This is a genomic window from Streptomyces sp. NPDC048504 (assembly GCF_043200035.1).
Lineage (GTDB): Bacteria > Actinomycetota > Actinomycetes > Streptomycetales > Streptomycetaceae > Streptomyces.
In genome coordinates this window covers 104,000-115,508 of the sequence record NZ_JBICXA010000017.1, presented here as the reverse complement: position 1 = coordinate 115,508, position 11,509 = coordinate 104,000, and the positions used below count along the sequence as shown (strand labels likewise).

General features: G+C 68.4%; 9 protein-coding genes and 1 pseudogene. 5 read left to right on the top strand and 5 right to left on the bottom strand.

The features are described 5' to 3' along the window. Positions 1–267: 267 nt before the first annotated feature. Complete coding sequence (locus tag ACGFY9_RS35735) at positions 268–654, bottom strand: signal peptidase I (RefSeq protein WP_393761195.1); 387 nt, start codon at positions 652–654, stop codon at positions 268–270. 196 nt (positions 655–850) lie between these two features. Beyond that, a complete protein-coding gene (locus ACGFY9_RS35730; protein ID WP_393761193.1) occupies positions 851–2,056 on the bottom strand; it encodes a glycosyltransferase in 1,206 nt (401 codons plus the stop codon). A 569-nt stretch (positions 2,057–2,625) separates the two neighbouring features. On the opposite strand from ACGFY9_RS35730, the gene ACGFY9_RS35725 reads away from it, so the two are divergent. Next, on the top strand, positions 2,626–3,330 hold the full coding sequence (locus ACGFY9_RS35725; RefSeq protein WP_393761191.1) for a hypothetical protein: 705 nt from the start codon (positions 2,626–2,628) through the stop codon (positions 3,328–3,330). A gap of 306 nt (positions 3,331–3,636) precedes the next feature. Here ACGFY9_RS35725 and ACGFY9_RS35720 read toward each other — a convergent pair whose 3' ends face one another. Next, positions 3,637–6,105, bottom strand: a complete 2,469-nt coding sequence (locus ACGFY9_RS35720; RefSeq protein WP_393761189.1) for an RICIN domain-containing protein — start codon at positions 6,103–6,105, stop codon at positions 3,637–3,639. An 859-nt stretch (positions 6,106–6,964) separates the two neighbouring features. Then, positions 6,965–7,593, bottom strand: a pseudogene (locus tag ACGFY9_RS35715) (GNAT family N-acetyltransferase). 466 nt (positions 7,594–8,059) lie between these two features. Between ACGFY9_RS35715 and ACGFY9_RS35710 the strand changes: the two are divergent. Further along, positions 8,060–8,425 carry a hypothetical protein gene (locus ACGFY9_RS35710; RefSeq protein ID WP_393761187.1) on the top strand — a complete coding sequence of 122 codons (366 nt, stop codon included), beginning with the start codon at positions 8,060–8,062 and terminating at the stop codon, positions 8,423–8,425. Positions 8,426–8,588: 163 nt separating this feature from the next. Here the strand turns inward: ACGFY9_RS35710 and ACGFY9_RS35705 are convergent, their stop codons facing one another. Further along, the gene (locus ACGFY9_RS35705) at positions 8,589–9,026 is read right to left on the bottom strand and encodes a RidA family protein (protein WP_393761185.1); all 438 of its coding nucleotides are present in this window, start codon (positions 9,024–9,026) and stop codon (positions 8,589–8,591) included. A 170-nt stretch (positions 9,027–9,196) separates the two neighbouring features. On the opposite strand from ACGFY9_RS35705, the gene ACGFY9_RS35700 reads away from it, so the two are divergent. From ACGFY9_RS35700 to ACGFY9_RS35690, 3 genes are read left to right on the top strand one after another with little or no spacing between them, the layout of a single operon-like run. Continuing rightward, positions 9,197–10,066, top strand: a complete 870-nt coding sequence (locus ACGFY9_RS35700; RefSeq protein ID WP_393761183.1) for a fumarylacetoacetate hydrolase family protein — start codon at positions 9,197–9,199, stop codon at positions 10,064–10,066. A 2-nt stretch (positions 10,067–10,068) separates the two neighbouring features. Next, a complete protein-coding gene (locus tag ACGFY9_RS35695) occupies positions 10,069–10,554 on the top strand; it encodes a cupin domain-containing protein (protein ID WP_393761181.1) in 486 nt (161 codons plus the stop codon). After that, positions 10,551–11,483 carry an acyl-CoA thioesterase gene (locus ACGFY9_RS35690; RefSeq protein ID WP_393761179.1) on the top strand — a complete coding sequence of 311 codons (933 nt, stop codon included), beginning with the start codon at positions 10,551–10,553 and terminating at the stop codon, positions 11,481–11,483. Before ACGFY9_RS35695 ends, ACGFY9_RS35690 begins: the two co-directional genes overlap by 4 nt. The last annotated feature ends 26 nt before the right edge of the window (positions 11,484–11,509 follow it).

Genomic DNA, 11,509 nt, shown 5'->3' with positions numbered 1-11,509 from the left:
ATCGATCACGGGCTCAGCGCATGTCAATACTCGACATTCTGCAACATCCGACAGAAGGCCCACACCGAAAAAGAGTCACATGAAACTGACATACAGGAGGAAAGGGTTCCACAACGTCCCGCTTTCTCCGCTGGAGCGCTGCGAAACACCATTACGGGTAAAGAAGGCCTCATATTCCGGCGGCCGGTGGCGCGTCAAGGGTGACCCCGGCGTCACGACACCGGCCGGAATGACGGGCGAGGCCGCACTCGGCGCCAGGAACTGGAACTAGGAACTCGGCCGCTCTTCCTCCTGCGATACGGCATATCCAGGCACGGACGGCCATCGCACGGTCAGTACGACGGACTCATCCTCCGCCACCCAGGAGTGGTCCACTCCCTGACCCCACATGACATAGTCGCCTTGTTCTTCCAGCAGCACACTGCGCCCGGGGAACTCCATACGGAACCGGCCCGAGATAAGCACCAGAAGAGCTGTACGTAGTTCGCCCTTCACCCACTGTGCTCGCCGGTCGCCGCGAGGATGGACGCCCCATTTCACCTCGACCGCGTCACTATGCCGAGGACCGCCGGGCTCCTTGAAGTGCCCGAGCAACCATCCCCGGTCCAATGCCGCGTCCTTGCCCGCATTTCCCACGTACACGCCGTCATCCATGCGCCGGGACGCTAGCAGCCGACCACGTCCGGGGTGAAAGAGCGCCGAGCGGCAACGCGGGTTGGCCGAAGGAGTCCCCGTCGGATTCACGCCGACGGAGACTCCTTTGCGCCCGCTCAGTCGGAGTGCTCTTCCTCGGCCTCGGCGCTCGTGCCCGCTCGCGTCATCCAGGGTCGGCGGGCGGGGCCGGCCTCGCTCACCGGACGGCGGCGAGCAGCAGGTTCGCGGCCACGGCCGCTCCATCGGTGCGGAGCTTGCCGCCCAGGGCCTGGGCCCGCGCGCGGGTCTCGGGCGCCAGGGCCGTCTTGAACGCGATGCTCAGGGACTCCATGGTCGGAGTCGGACTGTCGAGGGCCGCTCCGATGTCCAGGTCTGCCACCTGGCCCGCCCAGTACGGGTTGTCCGCCAACTGGAGAGGCACCACGACCTGCGGCGCACCCGCCCGGGCGGCCGTCAGCGTGGTGCCCGCGCCGCCGTGGTGTACGACGGCGGCCACCCTGCCGAACAGGCGCTGGTGGTTGACCTCGCCGATGGTGAAGCAGTCGTCCCGGCCGTCGACCAGGTCGAGCTCCGCCCAGCCGCGGGAGACGAGTACCCGGTGATCCTGGGCGCGGACCGCCTCGACGGCCCTGCGGGCGATGTCCGGCGACGGACGTATGCTGCCGAAGCCCACATAGACGGGCGGCGCGCCCGCGTCCAGGAACGTCACCAGCTCGGCGGGGAGCGGGCGTTCGTCCGGCAGGGTCCATGCCCCCGTCTGCGTCACGTCGGGGCCCGGGGTCTCGTGCCACGGTCCCAGCACCGGGTCAGCCGCCAGCCACGGCCGGTCGGTGACGACGTGGTCGCGGACGTTGTCCACCGGCGGCAGGCCGATCGACGCCCGGCGGCCGTTGAGCGGCTCGGCGAACTGCGCGTTCACGTTCTGCGCGTCCAGCTCCCACAGCGTCCGGTTGTCGGTCGCCTCAGGCGCCGGCCAGCCAGGACGCGGGGGCGGCGCATGATGCGGAGACGGCAGGTTGACCGCCGAATAGCTCGCGTACACGTAGCGGACGCCCGCGGCTTCGGCCACGGACCGCGCGGCGATCTGCGCCAGGCCGGCCGCCACCATCACGTCGCATCCGTCGAGTGCCGCAGGGAAGATGTCGAACTGTGTGCCGACCATCTCGGTCCGGTAGCGCGACAGATCCGCCGCCGACGGCAGAGTCGTCCCACGCATCAACTCCCTCACCGGCGGCCCGACCGGCACGAGTTGCACCCCGAGCCCTGCCAGCCGCTCCGCGAACTCCTCGTCCGGCGGGGCGCACATCCGTACCTCAGCGCCGAGTTCACGTAGCCGCACCGCGAGTGCCACCAGTGGTTCGACATCGCCACGCGTCCCGTACGTGGATAGCAGCACCCGCATTCGGTGTCCTCTTTCGCTCTGACTTCCCGTACGTTCCGGCGTTCCGGCCCGTGCCCGCCCGGGCTTCGAGCGGTCTTCGTTGACGGCGCTACGTCTGTCGTGGCGGGTGCGAGACAGCAGTGTACGGGGGCGTGTTACTGAAGGGACGCGTGGTGCTGAGGGCCGACGGTAGTCCCGAACACAGGGCTGCCGAGGGCCCGTTCACGGCTTGCCTTCGCACGGACGCGTGGTCACATCGGTGCCGTCGTACGGGAGTTGGAAGCGGTCAACGCCGGTCAGGTAACAGTCCCATAGTGTCGGTTGATCCGTCCCTCTCGGGTCAACTCAGCGATCTCGATGCTGATTTCGGCCTCTGCAAGCAATGGCAAACCTTCAACAAAGCCCCCGGCGGACGATCTCTTTGATCAACGTGCCCTCTCGCGTGGAGCCGTGCTCGGTGGCTACGGTGAGCACCGGCGTTCCTTCCAGACCGATGGTGTGACCTCGGCCTTCGGGCCGCCCGCACCCGTATCCGCGGCCGACGAAGCCCGCAAGGTTCCTGATCGTCAACTCAACCTGAGGGCCACTCAATGCACAGTTCGTCCGCGCCCGTCCCTGATGTTTCGATCATCCTGCCCTGCGCCGGATTCGGAACCCGCTTCGGAGCCATCTACGCGAAAGAGCTGCACTGTCTGGCTCCCGGGGTCACCGTGCTGGACCGCAGCCTGGCGCCCGTTGTCGAACTGGCCGAAAGCGGACTCACCGTGCGCCTCGTCGTCGTGTTCGGGACACACAAACTGGACACCGTGAGCTATCTCGCGCGCTACGCCGAGATCTTTCAACTGGTCTTCGTCTACCAGGACCAGGCGTTGGAACCGGATCTCGACGGCGCGATCAGGTCGGCGCTGCCGATGACGCACGGGCCGGTGGCCCTCGTCCTGCCCGACATCGTCGTCTCCGGCGCGGGCAGTGCCGGCAGTCTTCTCGCCGCGTTGCGACAGACAGGGGTGGCGGGTTGGAGCGTCGTGGCCGCCGAAGAGCGGGATCCTGACATCCTGCGGCACATGGGCGCGTTGGCCGTGGAGGAGCGAGACGGCGTCGTCACCGTCGGAGAGGCCACCGACAAGCCGGCGGAGCCGTCCCGCTTCAACGCGTTCTGGGGCATGGTGGCCGTCACCGAGGAGGAGGCACACCGGCTGCCCGACGTGGTGGGCAAAGGGGCGGACAGCCCACTGGCCGGTGCGGTCGCCCTCCTCGTTGAGCGAATCGTCAACTACAACACCGCCGCGGGCTGACTCACCGGACGCCGACGACGTCGTGCGGTCGGCCCTGCGCACGCTTGCGTAGGGCCGACCGGGCAGCCCAACGGGCTGCCGAGCCGTCCCCAACTGCCTGCCACCTGACGATGCGACAGGCTGGGTAGTCTCACCGCTTTGTGACGGATGGTCACCCAGGTCGGCGGTAAATCCGAGCCGACCGGCGACGGTTGCGAGCGCGACCCTCGCCTTCACCGTGCCTGTGCCAGGACCTCGCGATTCCGGGAGGGACCGACCGGCGTCGGCCAGGCCCCTCCCTTGATCGGGGATCTAACTGTCAGGCGGTCAGGAGACCTTCACCAGGGTCCACTGCTGGTTGGCGGTGCCTCCGGCGGGCCAGGTGTCGACGATCCCTCCGTTGGTGGTGGAGTTGTTGTAGACGTCGAGCCGGTAGCCGTCCAGACGGGACTCGATGAGGTAGCTGCCGTTGTCCGTCGGGGCGATCTGCCACTGCTGGTTCGGGCTGCCTGTGGAGGTCCACAACTCCAACTGGGTGCCCGGCCAGGTGGTGGCGTGGCTGATGTCCAGGGCCTTGCCGCTTCCGACGCCGGTGATGGCGTAGTAACCGGCACTGTTGCGGGCCAGCTTCCACTGCTGGTGGGTGCCTCCGCTGTAGGACCACTGGTCGATGAGGGTGCCGTTGGTGGTGGCGGCTCCGATCGCGTCCAGCGCCTTGCCGCTTCGGACGCTGACGATCTCGTACGTACCGGAGAGGTCGGGCACCGTACCGGGGGTGATGGACAGGTTGGAGTACTGGACGGGGTAGTAGCCGGCGGTGCCGAGGCCGACCTGGCCGCCGCTGTAGCTGCTGTCGGTGACCGTGCCGACCGTTGTGCCGTCGATTTTCGCGGTGATGGTGCTGTCCTGGAAGGTCAGGGCCAGGTTGTGCCAGGTGTTGGTGCCGGGCGCGGTCACTGTGCCGCTCGCCAGGGTGGTCCACGTCCAGGAGCTGTTCGACTTCAGCAGCGACCAGGCGCCGGTGTCGGAGAGCCGCAGGTGGTAGGCGTTGAGCCCGCCGTTGTTGGTGGCTTGGGTGCCGACGCGTCCGAGGATCTCTGCGGCGCTGCCGCTCTTCTCCAGCAGCACGTCGGAGCTGACGGTGTAGTTGCTCCAGCCCAGGTCGCCCATGACGGTGTAGGGCTGGGGGCCGGGCTGGTCGACCCAGCTGATCGGCGTGGTGGTGGCCATCTGGCGCAGGCACTGGCCGCTGCGGCCGCCGGCGCAGGCTGCGGCCTGGAAGGCGCCGTTCATGGTGGCGAGGTACTTCGCCTCCTGGCCGGTGCTGTAACTGGCGAAGGAATCCGAGTACGGCAGCGCCAGTTGGGAACGCTGCGGCGGCGTGGTGCTGCCGGCGCCCTGACCGGTGGTGGTGGTCACCGTGTAGACGTGGCCGGGGGCGAGGGTGAGGGTGTAGGTGCCGCCACTGGCTGTCAGGTCGGCGTTCTGCACCATGCGCGGGTTGTCCGCGCTGGGCTGCGAGAGGTCGGTGGACCACACGTGCAGGGTGCCGCTGGGCAGACCGCCCGCGACGTTCAGGGTGACCGTCTGCGACGCGGACGCGTCCATCGTCTCGAAGACCGTGCTCCAGGCGCTCTTGTCGGCCGAGGCGTAGCTGACGTAGCTGCCGTTCGCCCGGTCGCCCCCGAGGTAGCCGCTGGCCGTGTCGAGGTACTGCCAGCCGGGCGACGTGAACTGGGTGGTCTGGGCGATGCCCCACGCGGTGCGGCCCACGCTGTAGTTGCCGGACCACGGCTGGTTCGCGCTGAGCAGACCGGTGGAGTTGAAGGAGAGGTTGTTGTAGATCGACGCGGCGATGGGCCAGTTGACGTAGGCGGTCATCTTGGCGTCGATGTAGCCGCGGTTCAGGGCGCGGGCGACCGGGGCCGCACCGATCTCGGCGCCCTGCGAGCCGTTCTCACTGGCCCAGATCGGCTTGCCGAGGGTTTGGGCGTCGCTGGTGGAGGTGCAGGTGGTCATCGCGGAGATTCCGCCGCACGGGTAGTGGGCGCCGGCGACGTCCACGGCGTCGTAGAGGGCGCTGTCGCTCTTCATGGCGGTGGCGACGGTCCAGGCGTTGGTGCCCCAGTTGTCGCCGCCGACCAGCTTCGTGGAGGTGTAGCCGTTGGAGATCAGGGCGGACTTCAGGCTCTCGTACCAGGAGGCGTTGTAGACGTGCTCGTTCCAGCCGCCGACGTAGTCGATGGTCAGCCCGTGCTGCTTGGCGCAGCCCAGCCAGGATATGTAGTAGTCGACCATGTCCTGGCTGTAGAAGCTGCCGCTGCCGACCCAGCCGGGGGCGCCCCAGGGCATGGCGTAGAGCTTGATGCTGGGGTTGCGGGCCTTGGCCTGCTCCATCAGCCACCACTCGTAACCGGCGTTGCAGTCGATCGTGCCCTTGGTGTGCTGGAAGCTGGCCTCGGCGCCGTCGGTCGAGTTGGTGTCGCCGCCCATCTCCACCTTGAAGATCTGCAGGGACGCGCCGTAGCCGGGCTTGAACAGGTAGTCCAGGATCTCGCTGCGCTGAGTGGCCGGGTAGTCGTACAGCAGGCGGCTGTTGCCGCCCCCGCCGCTGATCGCTCCGATGCCGTCGAAGGTACGACCGCTGCTGGCGCCGTCCACCGTGATCGCGGTGTTGGTGGCGGCGTACGCGGTGGACGGGAACCGCCCGCAGAGCATGGCGAGCACGAGGAACACAGCGGCGGCGGCCGCCATCCGTCTGATGTGTCTGTCGGGCAGACGCAGGATGTCAGGCATGGGTCGGTCCTCCTGGGCGTGGCTCCATCGCCACGGCTTCGGCGCACGAGCGGGTTGGTTGGTGTGAGCGGTGTGGCGGAGATGCGAGGTGCCAGGTGCCGGCAGGCCCGCTCCGCCGCCGGGTACCGGGCGGCAAGCGGTACGGCTGGACGTGTCTTCCGTACGGGACGGCGCCTGGCCGAAGTGGGTCGGGGAACGAGCCGGAGAAGGAGCTGGGGGCCGTGCGCACCGGACGGGCATGGATGGGCCGCGCTTCGGTGCCACGTAGGGCGGGGGGCCTAGGAGCGTTCCACGATGTCGTGTTTTGTTGACAACCTGTCACATTCCTGCCCCCAAAAGGCCGTTCGAGATATAGAACGACACAAAAACGAACGCCTCTGAACGTTTCCGCGCAACATATAGCCACCGGACAGGCGCGACAAGGATCTAGAAAGGTAAAGAACTCCCAAGTCGGCCTCACAGGGCTGACTTGGGGGCGGAGGCCGGCCGGGAGAGCCTCGCCGGCCGGTTCCCGAGGGTGGCCGCTTCATCGCGCCGAACCTGTCCGGCGTCTCGTTCTGCGACTCGGCGGCGGAGCTGAACGTGCCGCTCGGAGCGCGAGACAGGCGGAGGCGGGTGGCACGGTGCTGGTACTGGTGCGTGCGCCGGCGCAGTGGCGGCGGGCGCTTGAGCAGCCGACCAGGGCAGGTGGGTTCGGCGGGTCTATGACCCCGTGGCCGACACAGAAGCCGTCTGAGGTTGAGGATGTACAGGTTGCCCCATTCGTCCCGCCCTCGGTGCAGGTAGCCGGCGCGTTCCGATCTGGGGAATGCGCGTTAGCAGCTGGGTCTGAGCCGCGCATGACAGTGGTGGCGACGCTTCAGTGCAGGTCATGGACATATCGGAGCTCGTTCCCTCGGATCCGAGTAGCGCTCTGCTGAAAGAGGTCGCGTGTCCGTACGTGCAGGTGACCGGCCAGGGGGTATGCGGGCGGTGTCGCGGGCAGGAGCGTGGTGAGTTCATATCGGCTCTTCTGCGCGACGCGGCATGACGCCATGTTGCCCACACGGTGCAGGAGTTCAAGGTGCGTCAGTCCGTCCCCGGCGAAGGTGGTGAAGGCCCAGTCCGTCAGCGCTTGCAGTGCTCGGGGAGCCACTCCCCGGCCACGCGCATGCCCGGCTGTCCAGTAACCGACCTCAGCCGCCGAGACGCCCGGGCGACGTTCTTGAGGACCACGTGGCCCGCCAACCGCCCCTCGATACCAGGAGATTGGGCCTCCACGATGGCGAATCCGAAGCGGTTTCCCGCCTCCCGTCCCCGTTGCTGGTCGTGAACCCGCCGCGCGGCGCCAGCCTCGTCGTTCACGGCTGCTCTCGTCCAGTGGCGTAGCGCTTCATCCTGGTACAGCTCGACCAGGTCGGCAGCGTACGCCCGGCTCCAGGGGCGCAGTATGAGAGATGGGCCTGACGGCGTGGCGTCTGCCTCCAGTCGTGCAGTGATCTTGTCCATCGGGTGAGAGCATGTGCCGACAGTTACTGTTGGCGCCTTGTCTGGCCGTCCGGCGAGGCTGTGAGGCTGCGGCGTCATCGAATCCCACGTATTTGCAGAGCTGCGACGGACCAGTCGATCAGCGGATTCAGGTGTCCCGGGGCCGGCCAGCCGTTGATCCGTGCGAGCAGTCGCAAGTACTGGTCCCAGCGCGGATCGCTGGCGGCTTCCAGGCGGTGAAGCAACCACCGGTGCAGTTCGGGCGTCGGGGTGGCCGTAGGCGAGCGCACACCGGGCGGCGAGCGCCGTGACGACAGGACCGGCCTGCGGCGATTCCGGGCTGATGCCGCACGCAACGGCTTCTCCCACGACATCGCGGGCGATGGCGACCATGTCCGGGCGAGGTCGCGCGCCGACGGTCAGGTCGGATACGTGATCTTCGGCCAGGCGCCGCACACTGGCGTGGAAGTCCGGGTCCAGGGACAGTTTGGCCAGCTCTATTCATGCCCCCGACCTGCTCGTCTGTGGGATCGTCCGGGAGTTCGGGCGTCATGGTGCGCCGGGCTGCGGCATGGTAGGCGCCGCCGTGGGGGCCTTCGAAGACTGCGTCGAGGAAGTCGTCGATCAGGCGTCGGCGTTCTACTTCGGAGAGCGTGGCCAGCTGGTGCATGAGTTCCAACTCCTTGGGCGTGGGCTCGCGTTGCGCGGCGGCCGTCAGCACCGCCCGTCGCAGGCGCGGAATGCTGATCTGTACGTCCAGCGCCGTGGCGTGCTCCGCGGCGACTTCGCTGAGTGTGAGTTCCTGATCCACGACCGGCCGGACGGTGTCGAGGCCGAGTCCCGTGACCCGTGAAAAGAGGATGTGACACAGCTTCTTAAGGAATACCGGAAATCCTCATCCGCCAAGTCCCGGGAACTGCGTCATACGCAACACGCACCGCCCCCCCTCGCCCCGACCCCTCCCACCTCCGCGGCCGACGATCAGCGACCCACTTCGCCGCCCCCACGGCGATCCTTCACGCCCCGGCCCCCTCACGCCCCTCCGCCCGGATGAGCCGCTCGTCCGGGATCACCGCGACCCCCAGGATCTCGATCATCGCCTCCGGCTGCCACAGCGCGGTGGTGCCGATCCCCGCCATCGCTGGATAGACCGGCCCCGCGAGCTCGCGCCAGACCTTCCCGATCTCCTTGCCGTGTGCCTGGTAGTCGGGGATGTCGGTGAGGTAGATGGTCAGGCTCACCAGGTCATCGGGGATACCGCCGGCCGCCCGCAGCGTCGTGAGCACGTTGCCGAACGCCTGCCGGAACTGCTCGACGATGCCGCCGGGGACGATCCGCATGTCCGCGTCCAGGGCCGTCTGTCCGCCCAGGTAGAGCGTGTTGCCGCTCAGGGTGCCGTGCGAGTAGCCGCTCGGTGCGGGGAGCGAGGGCGGGTTCACCGGGATCGGAGTCATTGCTGGTTGCTCCTCGGATGGGTCGGACGGGCGGGACTGGACTGGACTGGCTGACTCAAGCAGCGTAGCCCATCTATTGACTGTTTTCGACGGTCGTGAAAATCTCGCTATACCGAAGTCCGGTCACCGGCCGCCGTCCGACCGCCGCCCCACCCCGAGGGAGTAAGCCCATGAAGCTCGCCACCGTGGCCCACGGAGGCCGCACCACGGCCGCCGTGCTCGACGGCGATCGTTGGCGGGAGCTGCCGGCCTACGACCTCTCCGTGCTCCTGGCGACCACGGCAGCCGACCGCATCGCGAGCCTCGCCGGGGCCGAACTGCCTGGCGCCACCCCCGTGTTGCCCCTGCCGTCGCCGGGCAAAGTCGTCTGCTGCGGTCTCAATTACGCCGACCACATCACCGAGATGGGCCGCGACCTGCCCGCCCACCCCACGCTCTTCGCCAAGTACGCCGACACGCTCACCGGCCCCGAGGACGACCTGGTCCTGCCGCCCGGGCTCGACCTGGACTGGGAGGCGGAGCTCGCCGTCGTCGTGGGGGCGGAGCTCAGCCGCGTGGACCGGGACACGGCCGGGCGAGCCATCGCCGGATACACGGTCGCCAACGACATCAGCGTGCGGGACTGGCAGAAGCGCACGCTGCAGTGGTTCCAGGGCAAGGCATGGGACCGCACCACCCCGCTGGGGCCGGTGGTCGTCACGCCCGACGAGCTCGACCCGGTCGCGGGCGTCGAGGTGATCTGCCGGGTCAACGGCGTCGAGCGGCAGCGCGGAAACACGAGCACGCTGGTGTTCGACGCCGCCGAGCTTCTCGCCTACATCTCCACTTTCACGGTCCTGCGCCCCGGCGACATCGTGCTCACCGGTACCCCCGGTGGCGTGGGGTCGGGCATGAATCCGCCGGTCTTCCTCGCCGACGGCGATCTCGTCGAGACGGAGATCCCCGGTATCGGCACCCTGCGCAACCGCTTCCGCCTCACGGACTCCCCTCCCACCGGCTTTCCCCTCACCGACTCCCGCCTCACCGACTCCAGGAGCTGATCATGGAACCCGATTTCTCCAAGTACGTCCTAGAGGGCGACAACGCGTCGTACGCCAACGAGTCCGGCCTGGTCGTACCGGTCGTGACGCGCGGCGGTCTGGAGGTCGGCGCGACCGGCCAGTCCGCCGGGGCGACCCGGATCTCCGGTGTCTCCGTGCAGCACACGCCGGCCACCAAGCTGTGGTTCGGGAAGGTGAGCAACGAGTCGGGTTATCGCTCGGTGCCGCACCACCACGGTGAGGCGGAGACCGGCGGATATGTCCTCTCGGGACGGGCCCGGATCTATTTCGGCGAACGGTTCGAGGACTACCTCGACCTCGCGGAGGGCGACTGGGTCTTCGTCCCACCCTTCATGCCGCACGTCGAGTGCAACCTCGACCGCAACAACCCGCTGACCTGGATGACGACCCGTACCCCGGAGAACATCGTGGTCAACCTGGACGAGGTGGCCGACGCCGACCTGCGCGACTGGCTGGACCGGCCGTGACCGACTCCCGCGCCACCGGCGCCCGCGTCCGCTCCGTCCCGACCTCGGCGGTCTTCACCGCCGCGATCGCCCTGACCCCCGTGGAGCCCGAGCACTTCGACCTCGCCTTCACCGCGACCACCCAGCCCTGCCCGTGGCCGAAGGCGTACGGCGGTGACATGGTCGCCCAGGCCACGGCCGCCGCGATGCGCTCGGTCGAGGGCAAGACGCTGCACTCGATGCACTCCTACTTCCTGCGGCCGGTCGACATCGGCGCCGAAGTCCGTTACGAGGTCGAGCTGTTGCGCGACGGCCGCGGCTACGCCACCCGGCAGGTCCGCGGCTTCCAGAACGGCAAGCCCGTCTACACCTGCCTCGCCAACTTCGCCGCGGGCGAGCCGGGCGCGACCTTCGCCGCCGAGCCCCCTGTCGGCGTACCGGATCCCACCGAACTGCCCAGCTCCGCCTCGTACTTGCGCGACACCACCGCGCCCCGGGGCACGATGACCGACACCTCCGAGGAGTACTGGAGCGGCGGCCGCAGCTTCGACATGCGACACGTACCCGGACCCGTCTACCTCACGGTCGAGGGTGAGCGCGTGCCCCAACAGGCCGTGTGGGTAAGGCCGTTCGACACCCTGCGTCCCGTCGACGGCCTGACCGACCAGCAGCGCGACCTCGCCGCGCTCGCCTACGTCTGCGACTACACGATCCTCGAACCCGTCCTCCGCGTGCTGGACCTGCCGTGGGCCCTGCCGGGACTCATCACCGCGAGCCTCGACCACGCGATGTGGTTCCACCGGTCCGCCCCCATGGACGGCTGGCTCCTCTACGCCCAGGAAGCCGTCGCCGCCGACGCCGGTCGCGGCCTCGCCGTCGGCCGCTTCTTCACCCCTACCGGTACCCACCTGGCCACCGTCGTCCAGGAAGGCCTGATCCGCAGCTCTTGATTCCCACGCAGCTCCTGATCCCTGCA

Excerpts from the sequence above, each read along its gene's own strand:
- ACGFY9_RS35705 (WP_393761185.1), bottom strand. The coding sequence starts at position 9,026 with ATGACTCCGATCCCGGTGAACCCGCCCTCGCTCCCCGCACCGAGCGGC.
- ACGFY9_RS35730 (WP_393761193.1), bottom strand. The coding sequence starts at position 2,056 with ATGCGGGTGCTGCTATCCACGTACGGGACGCGTGGCGATGTCGAACCA.
- ACGFY9_RS35735 (WP_393761195.1), bottom strand. The coding sequence starts at position 654 with ATGGATGACGGCGTGTACGTGGGAAATGCGGGCAAGGACGCGGCATTG.
- ACGFY9_RS35700 (WP_393761183.1), top strand. The coding sequence starts at position 9,197 with ATGAAGCTCGCCACCGTGGCCCACGGAGGCCGCACCACGGCCGCCGTG.
- ACGFY9_RS35720 (WP_393761189.1), bottom strand. The coding sequence starts at position 6,105 with ATGCCTGACATCCTGCGTCTGCCCGACAGACACATCAGACGGATGGCG.
- ACGFY9_RS35695 (WP_393761181.1), top strand. The coding sequence starts at position 10,069 with ATGGAACCCGATTTCTCCAAGTACGTCCTAGAGGGCGACAACGCGTCG.
- ACGFY9_RS35725 (WP_393761191.1), top strand. The coding sequence starts at position 2,626 with ATGCACAGTTCGTCCGCGCCCGTCCCTGATGTTTCGATCATCCTGCCC.